Raw genomic sequence first — 14,709 nt, 5'->3', positions numbered from 1 at the left:
GGTCAGCCGTCGATCCGGTGGGTCGTCCAGAACGACGTCAGGTCCGTCGTCGTGGCGGCCTGGGCGGCCGCCTTGAACTCGGCCGTGGTCGAGACGCCGTACCAGTGCGACGTGGCGTAGTCCTTGAGGAGCTTGGCCATGACGGTGTCGCCGAGCACGCGCCGCAGGTCGTGCAGGGCGCACTTGCCGTAGCCGTAGACGACGGTGGAGTAGCGGGACGAGTGCGCGTCCCAGTAGGCCATCGAGTTGGTGATCTTCTCGGCGGTCGAGGCCCAGGAGGTGCTGTTCCAGCAATTGGTGCCGGTGAGGCCCTGCGCCAGGTCGGTGGCGTAGTCGGTGAAGGCCTCGTCGAGCCACGGGCTGTTGTACTCGTCGTCGCCGACGATCCCGTAGAACCACTGGTGACCGATCTCGTGGGTGAGCGCCGTGGTGCTGACCAGGTCGAGGACGAACCCGGGGTACTCCATGCCGCCGAACCAGTAGTTGTTGTCGATCACCGCGTCCAGCTCGCCGTACGGGTAGGCGCCGAAGCGCGCCGCGTGGGCGTCCACGGCGGACTTGGCGGTGGTGAGCATGGACTGGGCGTTGGCCGAGCTGATGCCGGTCACGGAGTAGATGTTGATCGCGGTGCCGGCGGGGGAGGTGCCGGAGATCTTGGTGAACGGCCCGGCGGCCCAGGCGAAGTCACGGACCTTGGCCGCGGTGGCCGTGGTGATCGTGCGGCCGCTGGAGCCGGCGGTGTCGACCGAGGTGCCGGTGGCCGGGACCAGCAGGCTCGTCGGGTGGTCGAGGGTCACCTTGAAGTCGGCGGCCAGGGAGTAGAAGGACTCGCCGTTGTTGGTGTACGGGTCCAGGTGCCAGCCGGAGCCGTCCTTGACCGCGAGCACGGGCAGCGCGTTGCCGATGTTGTTGAAGGCTCCGTCGTAGCCGAACCGGTCGGCGCCGCTGGGCACGGTGATGGCCAGGTCGAAGCCGATGGTCGCGCTCTGGCCCTGTGCCACCGGTGACGCCAGGCTGATCTGGAGCGCCGTGCAGCTGACGGAGAGGGCGCCGGCGGTGCCGCCGCTGACGTTGCTGACGGCGATGGGCATCGCGGAGCAGGTGCCGTGGTAGTTGTCCCACAGCCTCAGGTACACCTCGCTGAGCGCGGTGGAGGAGGCGTTGGTGAAGGTCACGCTCTCGTGACCGGTCCAGCCGGTCCCGCTCGTGTTGCTGGTCAGACTGACCGTGTACGCGGGCGCGGCCGGGGTGCGGGTGGAGTCGGCCGGCGGGGTCGTGTCACCGGAGGTGTTGAGGGCGATGTCGTCGAGGACGAAGCTCGTCTGGAGGCTGGAGTCCTCGGTGCCGGTGAAGGCGACGGTCACCGTCTGGCCCGCGAAGGCCGACACGTCGAACGTCTTCTGGGCGTACCCGGAGGCCTTGTTGAGGTTCGAGTACGTCGCCAGCGTCGTGCTGCCGATCTTCGCCGTGAGCTTGTCGTAGGCCGTCGACGAAGTCGTCTCCGCCGTGTCGATGTGCAGCCAGAAGGTGAGGCTGGCGCTGCTGCACCCGGACGGGATCGTGACGCTCTGCGAGAGCGTGTCGGTGTGCGTGCTGCCGACGCCGTCCAGCCAGGCGAAGCTGGTGCCGCCGTGGGCGCTCTGGCCCGTGCGGCTGGTGATCACAGTGGTCGAGGACTGGGTCCAGGGCGAAGTACCGCTCTCGAAGCCGCCGTTGGTCACCACCTGGGCCGGGGTGCAGGCAGCCGCGGCCGCCGGTGCGGTACGCGGCGAGGCCGCCGCGGGGGTGCTGGGGAGCGAGACTGCGGCCAGGGCGGCGACGACGAGGACGCGTGCCGCCAGGGCCTTGAGGGGGGTCGGTCTCACACGAAACTCCTTTGAAGCGACCGGGATTCCGGCCTGCTCGGTGGCCGCCCGGGACGACTGGGGTGCGCCGCTGGGTGGCCGCGGACCGCGCGCGGGTGCGCGCGGCCGCTTGGTGAGATTTCCGTGCCGTCACCCTGGGGTCAGGGCGACGGCACCAGGAAGCCTCGCAGATTTGACCGAGACATGCCATCAAAGGGATGGAAAGGAGGTCCGAGTCCTGGAAAGGAGGTCGGGGCGCTGGAAGGGTGATCGGGGATATGTGCCGCTCAGGACTCCGTTTCGCTCAGGGCAGGCGTCAACCGCGCCCACGGATTGGGGAGTTCGCCCGTCACCGGCCCGGCCACCGCCGCGCCGCGCTCACGCGCGGTGCGAACGGCGAGCGGAACGAGCGCCTCGGGGACGCCGTAGACCAGATGACAGAACCGCTCGGGCGGATGCCGTGCGGTCCAGGCCGGTCTGCTGAACGCCGACACATAGGTGGACCAGTGACCCTCGAACGTGACGAGCAGATCGGCGAAGCGGGCGTACCCCGGCGCGGGGTGGACACCCGTGTTCAGCACGATCGGAGCCGCGCCGAGCCGGCGCAGGCTCTGCACCAGCCGCCTGCAGCCGGGCAGCGCCTCCGGGGTCGACGCCACCTGGTCGAGGAAACACCCCTCGGCCCCGTACCAGTCCCGGTGGCGCAGCACCTCGTCCGCGACGAGGTCCGGATCGCGTGCGCCGTAGTCGGTGTCGACATAGCCGAGCAGCCGGGCGCCCGCCGACCGCAGCGCGTCCGCCGCCGCGGTGAACGCGGGATCCGGTCCCTCGCCGGGCCCGTCGGCCGGATTGATGACGACCCCGTACGTACGGTCGGCCGACCTGATCAGACGGTGCCAGGCGCCGGGGTCCTCGCCCGGGTGGACATACAGCGGAATCAGCAGGCTCATGGCGTCCGGTCGTCTTCGGGACGCGGTGCGGGAGCCGTCCCCGTCACGGCCGTCCAGAGCGCCGCCAGCGAGTCGTCGAGAGTCAGAGACGGCCGCCAGCCGAGGGCTTCCCCGGCAGCGGTGATGTCGGAGCACTGCCACGACACCTCGCCCGAGCGGGCGGACCCGCCGCCGTTCTCCTCGATGCGCCCGCGGAACCCGGCGGCGCGCGCCAGGCCGTCCACCAGGTCGCGCACGGGAACGGCCCTTCCGCCCCCGATGTTGAGGACGCGTGGCAGCCGTCCGGCGGTGGTCGCCGCGGACACCGCCGCCCGCGCCACATCGCGTACGTCCACGAAGTCGCGGTACGCCGACAGGTCGCCCAGACGGATCACCGCGTCCGGATCGGAGCCGGCCTCGCGGAGCAGTCCCGCGATCCGCCCCGGCAGCCCCGCGGCCGGAGCTCCGGGCCCCACCGGGTTGCCCACCCGCAGCACCACGGCGTCGAGGCCGGAGGTGGTGACGGTGACCGTGCCGGCGAGCTTGGTGGCCCCGTACGGGGTGACGGGACAGGTGGCCGCGGACTCCGTGACGCTGGTGTCGCGGACACCGGGACCGTACTCGGCGGCCGAGCCCAGATGGACCAGCCTGGCGGCCGGTGCCGCCTCGCGCAGCGCCGCGCAAAGAACAGCGGGACCACGGGAGTTGACCTCGGCGAGAGTCACGGCGTCACCGCCGGTCGCGCCGGCGCAGTTGATCACGGCGTCGGGTGCGGCCGCCGCCAGGGTCGGAACCAGTCGCTCCTTGCGGGCGGTGGCCAGGTCGATGCCGAACTCCGCGGCGGGCGAGCGGCCGCCGCCGAGCACCTGCACACCCGGAAGGGTGTGCAGGTGCTCGACGACATGGCCGCCCAGATAGCCGGTGAAGCCCAGGACGAGAATGCGCATGCGGTGGTCAGGCTCCCTTGAGCAACAGCGACTTGCGGGTGGTGAATTCGGCGTTGGCCCGGTCGTAGTCGTCCGGGCGGCCGATGTCGAGCCAGTAGCCGTCGAAATCGTAGGCGTGCGGCTCGTTGCGGCTTCGCAGCAGGTCGAGGACCAGCTCGTCGAAGCCCAGCGGCAGCCCCGGTGTATAGCCTACGAGCGTGGACCGCGACAGACCGTAGACGCCCATCGAGACGCGGTAGTCGATGCTCGGCTTCTCGGTGAAGGCGACCACCTTGCTGTCGTCGGTGGTCAGCACACCGAAGTCGATCTGCACCTTGCGCGCGTACGTCGCGATGGTCAGCGGCGCGCCCGAACTCCGGTGCTGCACGAGGACGTCGGCGAAATCGAGATCGGTGAGTACGTCGCCGTTCATGACGAGGAACGACTCGGGCAGCCGGTCGCGCATGGTCAGCAGGGGGCCCATCGTGCCGAGCGGGCTCTCCTCGGTGGAGTAGTCGACGGCCATGCCCCATTGGGTGCCGTCGCCGACGTAGGCACGGATGATCTCGCCCAGGTGGCCTATGGCGATCGTGCAACTGGTGAACCCGGCCGTGGCGAGCTGCCGGAGAACGATCTCCAGGATGGCGTGCTGGTCGCCGATGGGAACGAGCGGCTTGGGCAGGGCGGTGGTGTAGGGCCGCAGCCGGACGCCCTTGCCTCCCGCCAGAATCACTGCGTGCATGGGGCTCCTCCTTCGTGGGACGTGCCGGACGGGTCAGATGTTGTAGATGCCGGTCTTGTAGCGGGCCAGGTTCGCCGGTTCGCGGAAGAACTCCACGGTCTGCGCGAGTCCTTGGGGCAGGTCGTGGGCGGGGCTCCAGCCGGTCGCCTCGGTGAGCCGGGTCGCGTCGGCGACCAGCCGCATCACCTCGGAGTTGGCCGGCCGGATGCGCCCCGCGTCCTCGCGGACGTCGAGGGCGGTGTCCATCACCTTGCCGATCAGCGCCACCAGGTCGCCGACCGAGATCTCGCCGCCCGTACCGGCGTTGAAGGTCCGCCCCACGACCCGCTCCGCGGGCGCCGTGCCCACGGCGAGGAACGCCTGCGCGGTGTCCTTGACGAAGGTGAAGTCGCGGGTGGGCCGCAGATCTCCGAGGGTGATGGTGCGTTCGCCCGCGGCCACCTGGCCGATGACGGTGGGGATGACCGCACGCATCGACTGGCGAGGGCCGAAGGTGTTGAACGGCCGCAGCGTCACCACCGGCGTGTCGAAGCTCGCGTGGTAGCTGTCGGCCAGCCGGTCCCCGCCCGCCTTCGAAGCGGCGTACGGGGACTGGGTGTTGATGGGGTGGTCCTCTGTGATCGGCACGGTCCGCGCGGTGCCGTAGGTCTCGCTCGTGGAGGTGTGCACGAGCCGGGGCGTGCCGAGCGCGCGCACCGCCTCCAGCACATTGAGGGTGCCGGTGACGTTGGTGTCCACATAACTGTGCGGCGCCTGGTAGGAGTACGGGATCGCGATGAGCGCGGCCAAGTGGTAGACGCAGTCGGCGTCTTCGACGAGACCGCGGACCGAGCCCGGATCCCGGACGTCACCGAGGACGATGTCCACCTGGTCCAGGACTTCGGGGTGCAGGGTCTCCAGCCAGCCGTACGAGGAGAAGGAGTTGTACTGCGCCATGGCCCTCACGCGATGCCCTGAGGCGACCAGCGCCTCGGTGAGGTGGGAGCCGATGAAACCCTCGGCTCCGGTGACGGCGGCGAGTGGTTCGGTAGTCAACTCGTAGGTCCTTCCGGTTGGTTGTTCATGTGACGTGCGATTTCGGATGGGTGCACGGCGACGCGTGGTGATTCAGGCGTGCTGTGCGCGGTGGTTCGGGCGTGCCGTACGCGGTGGTTCAGGCGTGTGGTGCCGGTCGCCCCAGCAGCCGCACGGCACAGGCCGTGAGACAGAGGGCAGCCGTGCCGCAGAACAAGGTCAGTGCGACGGCGCTCGGTGGGGAATGGAGTACGGCGGTGGAGGCGGCCCCGCAGGCCGCCGCCAGGCAGACCGCGGCCGGCGGCCAGGCCACCCCGAAGGCCTGGAGCAGCAACGCGGTCCACAACGTGGCCGCGAGCAGCAGCAGCGGGGCCGGCTCCGTGCCGGTGAGCAGGGTCGCGGGCAGCAGCGGGAGGACGTAGACGAGCAGACAGAGGCCGAGGATTCCGGTCGACCGCAGCAGGAAGGCGGCCGGAGTCGCCGTCGCCCGCAGTGCCGCCACCGACATCCCGCGATACCGGTACAGCAGCCACTCCGCCGGTCCCATGCTCACGGTCAGCACGATCACGGCGTAGGGGTGCTGTCGTCCCTCCAGCAGCACCAGCACCCCGGCGGACAGTCCGAACAGACCGTAGGGCAGCGACCGCAGCAGCGACGGACGGGCGCCGTCCGGGACCGGCGGGGCGGCGAGCGTGGCCCGCAGTGCCCAGCCGGCCGCGGCGACCGCGCCGAGCACGGACAGCAGTGGCAGGGCGATGCGCCCCGTGGTCCCCGGGTCCCACCAGGGCAGCGCCACCGCCCCGGCGATCAGCGGGGTGAGCGCGGCCAGCAGGAGCCGTTCCGCGCCCAGTACCAGCAGCACCCCGGCCGCCGAGAGATACACCGACTGTGCGGCGGCGATCCCGATCGCCGTGCCGGACCCGGCGATCAGCGCCCCGGACGCCGTCGCGGCGAGGGCGCCGAGCGGCGCCCCCTTCAGCAGGGTCCGGCCCGCCTCGCGTCGGCCCGTGGTCATGCGCAGGTAGGCGCGGTGTCCGAGGGCCTGGCCCCACGCCCAGGAGACGAGTCCGGCCACCACCAGGACGTCGAGATCCCGGCCCGCGTGCCACAGCCGCCCGGTCAGCAGGTAGGCGAGGCCCGGCAGGGCGAACAGCGCCCCGCGCAGCCCGCAGCGGACATGGTCCGGACGCCACGGGTTGGCCGGTCGCGGCGGCTCGGGAAAGGTGCGCGGCACCCGTTCGTACAGCGCGGAGGCGAGCGAGAAGAGGTTCGGGTGCCCGTACCGCTCCTGGATGACCTCGGCGGTCAGCCCCTCCGACTCCAGCAGCGCCGCCACCTCGTACGGGTGGACGGCCGGCCCGATGCCGTCCGCCAGCTCGGCGGCGAGCCGGTCGACCGCGTCCCGGTCCGGGCCCTGGCGGGGCCTGGACAGGGCGAGCGTACGGTCGTCGGCGAGCCGCAGGGACAGGGTGTCGCCCGGGCCGCCGGGTTCCAGGGCCATCGGTCCGCTCATCCGGCCAGGCTCCTCGGCTTGGCCGGAGCCGCCGGGCCGACCGGTACCGCGAGCACGGCGTCGGCACTCTCGGGAACTCCGGGGACGATCCGGCCGAGCGCCGACAGTTCCAGGTAGATGGTCCGGAAGGTTTCGACGGTCTGCCGCAGGGTGAACTGCTCGATGACCCGCAGCCGGGCCGCCTCGCCCATCGAGCGCCGCCGCCCGGGATCGCCCAGCAGCTCCAGCGCGGCGGCGGCCATGGCACCCGGATCGCGCGGCGGGACGACGAGACCGCTGTCGCCGACGGCCTCGCGCACCCCGCCCACGTCCGTGGACACGGTCGCCCGTCCGCACGACATGGCCTCGATCAGGGTGAACGGGAAACCCTCGCTGATGCTGGAGAGCATCACGATGTTGCCCGCCGCGTAGGCGTCCTTGATGTCGTCCACCCGGCCCTCGAAGGTGACCGCGTCCGCGTGCCCCAGCTCGGCGGCCAGGGCCTCGCAGCGTTCGCGGTAGGCCTCGCCGCCACGCGGTGTACCGCCGAACAACCTCAGCCGTGCGTCCGGGAGTTCGGCCCGTACGAGGGCGAACGCCCGGATCAGGGTCTCCAGGTCCTTGATCGGGTCGACGCGTCCGGCCCAGCTCAGGGTCGGCCGCTCCGGCTCCGGACCCGCCGGTGGGAACGCGGCGGGGTCCACGCCGTTGTAGACGGTGCGGATCGACTCGGGTGCGGCGCCGCCCTGTTCCTCCCACAGCCGGTTGTAGCGATTGCCCGGGGTGATCAGGGCGGCGCGCCGGTACGTCTCCTCCGCGAGCAGCCGGAAGAAGCCCAGCACGACGGCCTTCACCGGCCAGCGGTACGGGCCGGTGCGGTAACCCAGATAGCGCTCGCGCAGATAGACGCCGTGCTCGGTCAACAGCAGGGGTACGCCGTGCCGTTCGAGCGCGGCCAGGCCCGGCAGTACGGCGACACCGCCGCTGACCGCGTGCGCCACCCCGTGCTCGGGCAGCGGCGCGGTCAACGGGCGCAGCGCGTGCTCCAGCAGGGCCGTCGCGGTGATGGCGTCGTGCAGGGTCGGCCGGGCCTCGCGGACGGCAAGACCCGGACGGTTCCACACCCCGGTCAGGATGCTGATCGCGCGGTCGCCGCGCAGGAACGGACTCAGCATCCCGTCGGCCGCGGCCTGCGCCATCGCGTACAGGGCGGTGGCGAACCGGTCCTCGGCGCACGGGTCGAGCAGAGAGGTCAGGAACTGCTCGTAGGCGGCGGTGAGTTGGTTGCGGCGCCGCCCGCGGGGCGGGCGGCCGTCGGGCGCCGGCCCCCACATGGGGACCGCGACGATGTCCCGTACCTGTGCGGGGATGTCCCACACGATCGGTTCGCGTCCGGTGCCGGTGACGGCGATGACATCGAAGTCGATGTCGGGCATGCCGTCGACGAGTTGGTCGCACCAGACACTGACGCCGCCGTGACTGTGCGGGTAGGTGCCTTCGGTGAGCAGGGTGACGCGCGTTGAGCTGAGGCTGCGCGCGCCGTGGGGAACGTGCATTTGATGTGCTCCACGGCCGAGTTGGGGTGGTCGAGCCCGTCCCGGCCGCGGATGGCGGCCGGGACCTTCGGTCGGTGCGCGGCTCAGTTGTCCGGGCTGTAGGGGACCTGCTCGGTGACGCCCGCCGGCACTCGGGTGTCCGGCGCGCCGCTGGTCGCGGGCTGCCGTGCGGCGTCGACGGCCGAGGACAGGGCGGGGGCGGACGACGGCAGGCCGAGCGTGAGCGAGGTGCCGGCCGGTGTCGTCCATCCGGAGACCTCGCCGGCGTAGGCGTCGCCGAAGCCCGCCGTGCCGTTCGTGGTGCCCGTGGGCATCGTGGCGGTGACCGCGACCCCGCTCGGCGCCTGGACGGTGACGGTGTCACCGACGCGGTACGCGGTGACCTGGCCGGCGTCGACAGCGGTCTTCCAGGCGGCCCGGCGCCGCAGTTCGACGCCGATGTCCTTCATCCGCAGGTTCACCACCGGGGTGTCGTCCGCGAACAGGCTGTCGTAGCCGTCGAGTACGCCGTCGAGCACCGGGTAGGCGATGCGCTCCTCGGCGAGGTTCGACTGGTGGATGAAATGCGGCTTGGGGTCGTTGGCGAGCACATGCCCCAGGTCGATCCGGGTCTCCAGCGGCACGATGTGGTCGGTGTAGCCGGTACTGGTGCTCAGCGGCGCCGACAGACAGGTCGAGGTGTCCGGGTGGTCCTCGCAGATACCGCTGCCGCCCTGGGCGCGGCCGGTGTAGATCCAGTTGTACTCGTCGACCTCTTCGGCCGCCTTCCCCGCGTTGTAGAAGACGTTCATCGGGTAGCGGGGGACGGTAGTGGCGGGACCGACCTGACGCTGGTCGGGCTCACGGGAGTTGTCGGAGCCGAGCCAAGTGACACCCGTGTCGTTGAGAGCGAGTGCCAGGTTGGGGTTGTCGACGGGCTGTTGCGGCGAGACCTTCAGACCGGAGTGCTCGCCGGTGATCAACTCCTGGTTGTCCAGCGGGAGTCCGGCGCTCTGGCCCCAGACGCGGTTGTTCGCGATCTCGTCGGCGATCGTGGTGCGGCTGACCCACTTGGTGCTGCCGTCGGCGTTCGTCGCGCACTTCCACGGCACCACGGCGGTGTCCTGCTCGCAGCCGAGGAACGCGTGGGTGTAGGTGTGGTTGATCCAGCGGAAACTGTTCCGGTCGGCGATCAGTTTGTCGGCGAGCGGGTCGGCACCGTTGTTGTCCTCGCGCTGGTCGACGCTGCCGGCGCCGTTGTAGGCCAGGTCGAGGGTGAAGTTCCGTCTGGTCTCCCAGTCGGTCGCGTGGTCGACGTCGGCCGGGGTCATCCGGATCGGGTTCGCGACCCCCTCGCCCTGCGGGCAGTCGACGTCGCCCGGCGTGCAGTTGAGCGCGGTGTCCCAGCGGTCGTCACCGGCGAAGACATCGTCGACGTGCACGGCGAAGTAGTTGCGCGAGGCGCCGAGGTGCACGCCCCCGGTCATCCACTCCACGATTCCGCGTGCCAGCAACCGGAACTGCTGCTGGTACTGGTTGTAGACGAACGTGACGACGAGCTCACGCCGTCCGTCGTGCCGGTACTCGCCCACGAGGGACCCTCGCGTCGACCCCCCGGGGATCGGCGCGTCGACGTACGGAGTGAAGTCCGCCCCCGCGGCGGGCGTCGACAGGTAGGCGTAACTCTCGCCCACGTCCGGTGAGTTGTCCTCGAACGGCACCGACCCGTCCAGATAGCCGAAGGGCCCGGCCTTGCCGGCTGTGGTGACCTGCGCCTGTACGCCGTCGAGGCTGCCGGAGTAGCCACCGTGGACGGGGTACTGGAGTCCGGCCTCCGGACGCGCGTAGGTGTAGGCGTCAACCTGTGGGATCGCGTACGTCTGTTCGTAGGCCGCGAGGGCCGCCATCTCGGCCGAGTTCGCCGCGAACGGGTTGTCGTTGGGCAGCACGACAGCCTGGAACTTGGCGCGCGGCACACCGCCCACGGTGTCCGCGAGGAAGCCGGCGTCGATCACCGGCCGTCCGGACTGCCGCAGGTCGACCACGGTGTACGGCGTGCCGGCGGTGCTGAGTTCGGCGGCGATGGCGTCGGTGGCCGGACCGCCGTCGGTCACGATCAGGACCCGCAGATCGATGCGGGGTGTGGCGGTGTCCGCGTGCGCCGCGCCGGCTGGTAAGCCGAACGAGGCGATGAGCGCGCCGACGGTGAGCGCGGTCGTGCGAATGGTCCGCTTCATGCGGTGAAGTCCCTCCCCGGGCAGGGGTGAGTGCTGCTCGCATGGAGCCGACCACCCCCTGGCGCGACGCCACTGCCCCCCTCAGACGTGGTCGTCAACGCGTTCGTCGCGTCACATAGTGGTGTCTCTGTGTAGCTTTCGTGCGCCTGCTGCGAAACATGACGGAAAAGAGCGGGTGTCGATCGGGTGGTCGTCGCATGCTGAGACGGAGACGTGGCCGTCACTGTGGGGCATCGGACGGTTACCAACAGAAACGTTCCTGTGCTGGCCACGGCGCGGGACGGACCGGATCCGGAACGCCGAGGTCCGCCCCGCCGGGGCGCCAGTGGTCCAGACCGCGGCGGGTTTTGGCTGAATGATCGGTTTTAGGTCACGCTGACCCGTACCTGTGGATCGCCTGTGTGCCGACGGGGCGGGGGGGGGGGCGCCCCCCCCCGGGGCCCCCCCCCCCCCCGCGCGCCGGGGGGGGGGGGGGGTGGGCCGGGGGGGCGGGGGGGGGGGGCGCGCCCCCCCCCCCCCGGGGGCCCCCCCCCCGCCCCGTGGACGGCTCGTCAGATCTGCGCTGCGCCGCGTGTCGTGCGACGTCTGGCCTGTGTTTCCGCGCCTGTGGTCAGGCGCAGAGCACGCGGGTCTCGGGTGTGTACACCGGACCGCCGTTGGTGTTCGTGCTGTCGCTGAACTCGGCGTAGTAGTACGAGTAGAAGCCGATGTTGCCGTTGCAGCCGGAGTCGGCGGCGACCTGGAGGCTGAGCGTCACGGTTCGGCTCTGGCCGGGCGGGATGGTGGACCCGTAGTTCGGGCCGAGGTTGGTGGGTCCCGTGCCCGAACACGGAACGCTGCCGGCGGTCGAGGCCAGGTTGCAGCCGGTGAAGCTGTACTTCAGATCGGGCCGTTGGGTGGTCAGCCAGGTCGGCTCGATCGTCTGGTAGACGAACCAGACGTCGTACGTCCTGTGGTTGGTGATCGTCATCGACAGGTTCACCGTGCTGCCGGGGAGGACCGTCGCGCTGTCCGTGGTGAACGTCAGATCGGCCGGGGCCGGGTCGGCCGCGCTCGCGGACGGGGCCAGGCCGAACAGGGCGAGGGCGAACGCGAGGACGAAGGCGAGGGCGGAGGCGAGACCGAGACGTCTCAACTGTGTTGATCGCATGGCCCGGGAGGCTAGGCAAGCCGCGAACGCACCGTCTGCCCCGATGCGGGCACGGAGAGTGATGTCCGGCCGGAAGTGGATGTCCCGTGGGGAGGGCGTGGAGACGTCGGGGGGAGCGGCCGCTTCCCTCGATTCCCGCACGGTGATGGGGAGCCGGGGAACCGGCGCGGCGGGGCGAGGTGGCGCCGGACGGCCGCGCGGTCCTGCCGAGGCTATTGGCGGATACCGAACGCACCGCGCTTCGCGCACCGCTCACCGGTGCATCGGGCGCGGCCACCGAATCGGCCAAGTCGGTCTTTTCCGGCCGGGCTCCCGCTCTCCCCCGGCAGCGCCTCCCGCCCCGTCCGAAACACCCCTGCATGAACGGGGGGAGTGCGGGCAGAAGGACTCGCAGACCGCTCGTGGATGCCTCCCCCCGGCAGCCGCGAGCTCTCGGCCCCGCCCGTGATTCCACTCCCCCCCGGGATCGCGCGGCGGGGCCGCCGCGTTCTCGGCGACCGGGATCCCGAGGGGCGGCCGGCGTGAAGTCGGAGGTGTCCACGCTCGCGACGGGAATGCGAGGAATTTCCGGAGAGCGGGTGTCAGCGGCCGGGAAAGGGACACCCGTCGGCCTTCGGCGGTAAACACGCCGAGGAAAGGGTGACCGTGATCCGGTCATCGAAGCGCGCACGTGCAGCCCCGTATGGACGGCGGCGCGCGTCCGCGGACGAGTGGAGGACTTCTTCGTGAACGAGAACCTTTGGGGTTACGGCCCGACCAGCGGTCACACCGCCGACGACGACCTCACCGGTTACCGGGTGGAAGCGACCGACGGCCACATCGGGAAGGTCGACAAGCACTCCGACGAGGTCGGTTCTCAGTACATCGTCGTCGACACCGGCGTCTGGATCTTCGGCAAGGAGGTCCTGCTGCCCGCCGGAACGATCACGTCGATCAGCCACGAGGACAAGACGGTCCAGGTTGCCCGGACCAAGGACGAGATCAAGTCGGCACCGGAATTCGACACGGAAAAGCATCTCGGAGATCCGCATTATCGCGACCAGCTCGGCGGTCATTACGGCTCCGGCCACTGACGCGAAGCGAACCGCCGGTTCCGCCCGGATTCCGGGTGGCACCGGCGGTTTTCGCTGCCGCCGGTCGCCGTGGAAATACGGCGCCGCACAATAAGGGACCCCGGCTGGACGGGGGAGACCAGCCGGGGCCGTTCATGCGGTGTGCGGAGGGCGGTCGCCGCTCGGCTCCACGGGACTTCAGCCGGACGATCGTCCCGTGGGCCGTGGGTGAGGCCCGGGGACACTGTCCCCTCCACGCCACACTCCATTGAACGGCCGACCGCGCCGAATTGTTCCGCCATCGGAGTCCTCGGAGTCCTCGGAGTCCTCGGAGTCCTGGAGTCCCCGGGCCCGCGCCGTGCGACGCGCGGTACCCGGTACGCGGCAGGGTCTTCCGGCGTGGCCCCGCATCCGCCCGGCGCGCCCGACGGGAAGATCGGTTCAGGAGGGCGCGTGCGACGGCGCGGGGCCGTCGGTCTGTGCCCGGACCACGTCCGCGCGCCGACCGGCGCGCGGACGGACCGGCTGCTCGGAGGATGATGCCCATGACCGCGAAGCGCTGTGTGTCCGATGTCCTGGTCGTCGGCGGCGGGCTCGCCGGTCTGGCCTGCGCCCGCGATCTCACCGCGTACGGCTTCGGGGTCCGCGTCCTCGAGGCGTCGGACGGGGTGGGCGGCCGGATGCGCTCCGACCCGCACGAAGGCTTCGTCGTCGACCGGGGCTTCCAGGTCTTCAACACGTCCTATCCGCAGGTCCGGCGCCGGCTCGCGCTGCGCGACCTGGGACTGCGGCCCTTCACGCCCGGCATCCTGGTGCACACGGAGGACGGGCCGCTGCGCTTCAGCGACCCGACCCGAGGTCCACGGCGCCTCGGCGACCTGCGTCCGGGGCGGCTCGCGGGCACCCGCGACCTGATCGCGCTGGCCGCCCTCTCCGGCCGGGACATGCTCGCTCCCGCACGATCGCTCAAGCGCGGAGAGGACCGTACGACACGCACCGCGCTGGCCGCGGCCGGATTCTCCGAGGAGTTCGTCGAGCGGTTCTTCCGGCCCTTCCTGTCCGGAGTCTTCCTGGAGGACCAGCTGGAGACCTCCGGCCGGGTCTTCCACCTCGTCTGGCGCAGCATGCTGCGCGGCACCCTGTGCCTGCCCGGCGCCGGCATCGGGGCGGTGCCGGGCCTGCTGGCCGAGGCGCTGCCCCCGGACGCCCTACGCCTCGGCACCCCGGTCGCGCGGCTCACGGACGACGGCGTCGAACTGGACGCCGGAGGCGAACTCGCCGCGCGGGCCGTGGTGGTGGCGACAGGGCCGGGCCCCGCCGCCCGTCTGCTGCCCGGGCTGGACCTTCCGGCCTACCGCGTCGTGACGACGTACTACCACGCCGCGACCCGTTCCCCGCTGGCCGAACCCACCCTCCTGACGGACACGAGACGGCGCTTCCTCAACACCTGCGTCCTGAGCGAGGTGGTCCGCGGCTACGCCCCGCCCGGGATGTCGCTGATCGCCACCTCGGTCCTCGGGCACGACCAGGAGGGCCGGGAGACATGGCTGCGCGACGCGCTCGCCGACGTCTACGGCACCGACACCGCGGGCTGGGACCTGCTGACCGTGCGCACCGTTCCCGACGCCCTGCCGGCGATGCCTCCCCCGCAGCCGCTCGGCCGGACCGCCCGTGTGACCCCGGGCCGCTATGTGTGCGGGGACCACCGGGCCACGGGCTCGGTCCAGGGTGCGCTGGCATCGGGAGCCCGCGCGGCACGCGAGGTCGCGGGCGATCTGGCACGGTAGA

At 71.3% G+C, this 14,709-nt stretch carries 11 protein-coding genes; 2 read left to right on the top strand and 9 right to left on the bottom strand.

Going from position 1 to position 14,709, the window contains the following annotated elements; all coding sequences use genetic code 11:
- Nucleotides 1-2: 2 nt before the first annotated feature.
- The 9 genes from ACFYR3_RS15220 to ACFYR3_RS15180 all read right to left on the bottom strand — a co-directional run bounded on the left by ACFYR3_RS15220 (nt 3) and on the right by ACFYR3_RS15180 (nt 11,869).
- Entirely contained in the window at nt 3-1,865 is a 1,863-nt protein-coding gene (locus tag ACFYR3_RS15220; RefSeq protein WP_355856973.1) for a M1 family aminopeptidase, read from the bottom strand.
- 266 nt (nt 1,866-2,131) lie between these two features.
- Complete coding sequence (locus ACFYR3_RS15215; RefSeq protein ID WP_355856970.1) at nt 2,132-2,794, bottom strand: spherulation-specific family 4 protein; 663 nt, start codon at nt 2,792-2,794, stop codon at nt 2,132-2,134.
- Nucleotides 2,791-3,720, bottom strand: coding sequence for an NAD-dependent epimerase/dehydratase family protein (locus ACFYR3_RS15210; RefSeq protein ID WP_389283249.1), 930 nt, complete (start codon nt 3,718-3,720; stop codon nt 2,791-2,793). Before ACFYR3_RS15210 ends, ACFYR3_RS15215 begins: the two co-directional genes overlap by 4 nt.
- Before the next feature lie 7 nt (nt 3,721-3,727).
- Nucleotides 3,728-4,441 (bottom strand): sugar phosphate nucleotidyltransferase, encoded by a 714-nt coding sequence (locus ACFYR3_RS15205; RefSeq protein WP_355856964.1) that lies wholly within the window; start codon nt 4,439-4,441, stop codon nt 3,728-3,730.
- Nucleotides 4,442-4,474: 33 nt separating this feature from the next.
- Nucleotides 4,475-5,476, bottom strand: coding sequence for an SDR family NAD(P)-dependent oxidoreductase (locus ACFYR3_RS15200; protein WP_355856961.1), 1,002 nt, complete (start codon nt 5,474-5,476; stop codon nt 4,475-4,477).
- A 118-nt stretch (nt 5,477-5,594) separates the two neighbouring features.
- Nucleotides 5,595-6,968 (bottom strand): hypothetical protein, encoded by a 1,374-nt coding sequence (locus ACFYR3_RS15195; RefSeq protein ID WP_389283246.1) that lies wholly within the window; start codon nt 6,966-6,968, stop codon nt 5,595-5,597.
- Nucleotides 6,965-8,503, bottom strand: a complete 1,539-nt coding sequence (pelF, locus tag ACFYR3_RS15190; protein WP_389283245.1) for a GT4 family glycosyltransferase PelF — start codon at nt 8,501-8,503, stop codon at nt 6,965-6,967. Before pelF ends, ACFYR3_RS15195 begins: the two co-directional genes overlap by 4 nt.
- Nucleotides 8,504-8,586: 83 nt before the next feature.
- The gene (locus ACFYR3_RS15185) at nt 8,587-10,719 is read right to left on the bottom strand and encodes a hypothetical protein (protein ID WP_389283243.1); all 2,133 of its coding nucleotides are present in this window, start codon (nt 10,717-10,719) and stop codon (nt 8,587-8,589) included.
- 610 nt (nt 10,720-11,329) lie between these two features.
- Nucleotides 11,330-11,869 carry a hypothetical protein gene (locus tag ACFYR3_RS15180; RefSeq protein WP_389283241.1) on the bottom strand — a complete coding sequence of 180 codons (540 nt, stop codon included), beginning with the start codon at nt 11,867-11,869 and terminating at the stop codon, nt 11,330-11,332.
- 725 nt (nt 11,870-12,594) lie between these two features.
- On the opposite strand from ACFYR3_RS15180, the gene ACFYR3_RS15175 reads away from it, so the two are divergent.
- Together ACFYR3_RS15175 and ACFYR3_RS15170 are read left to right on the top strand one after the other, a co-directional pair.
- Complete coding sequence (locus tag ACFYR3_RS15175; RefSeq protein WP_389283239.1) at nt 12,595-12,942, top strand: PRC-barrel domain containing protein; 348 nt, start codon at nt 12,595-12,597, stop codon at nt 12,940-12,942.
- A gap of 515 nt (nt 12,943-13,457) precedes the next feature.
- A complete protein-coding gene (locus tag ACFYR3_RS15170; protein WP_389283237.1) occupies nt 13,458-14,708 on the top strand; it encodes an NAD(P)/FAD-dependent oxidoreductase in 1,251 nt (416 codons plus the stop codon).
- Nucleotide 14,709 lies beyond the last annotated feature (1 nt).

The sequence above is a fragment of the Streptomyces sp. NPDC005784 genome (genome assembly GCF_042871525.1).
Lineage (GTDB): Bacteria > Actinomycetota > Actinomycetes > Streptomycetales > Streptomycetaceae > Streptomyces.
Note: the sequence above shows the minus strand (reverse complement) of the source record. Positions and strands in the feature narration are given on the sequence as shown.

Bases quoted from the DNA above. Each gene is read 5' to 3' on its own strand.
- ACFYR3_RS15215 (WP_355856970.1), bottom strand. From the start codon at position 2,794: ATGAGCCTGCTGATTCCGCTGTATGTCCACCCGGGCGAGGACCCCGGC.
- ACFYR3_RS15210 (WP_389283249.1), bottom strand. From the start codon at position 3,720: ATGCGCATTCTCGTCCTGGGCTTCACCGGCTATCTGGGCGGCCATGTC.
- ACFYR3_RS15205 (WP_355856964.1), bottom strand. From the start codon at position 4,441: ATGCACGCAGTGATTCTGGCGGGAGGCAAGGGCGTCCGGCTGCGGCCC.
- ACFYR3_RS15195 (WP_389283246.1), bottom strand. From the start codon at position 6,968: ATGAGCGGACCGATGGCCCTGGAACCCGGCGGCCCGGGCGACACCCTG.
- pelF (WP_389283245.1), bottom strand. From the start codon at position 8,503: ATGCACGTTCCCCACGGCGCGCGCAGCCTCAGCTCAACGCGCGTCACC.
- ACFYR3_RS15185 (WP_389283243.1), bottom strand. From the start codon at position 10,719: ATGAAGCGGACCATTCGCACGACCGCGCTCACCGTCGGCGCGCTCATC.
- ACFYR3_RS15180 (WP_389283241.1), bottom strand. From the start codon at position 11,869: ATGCGATCAACACAGTTGAGACGTCTCGGTCTCGCCTCCGCCCTCGCC.
- ACFYR3_RS15170 (WP_389283237.1), top strand. From the start codon at position 13,458: ATGATGCCCATGACCGCGAAGCGCTGTGTGTCCGATGTCCTGGTCGTC.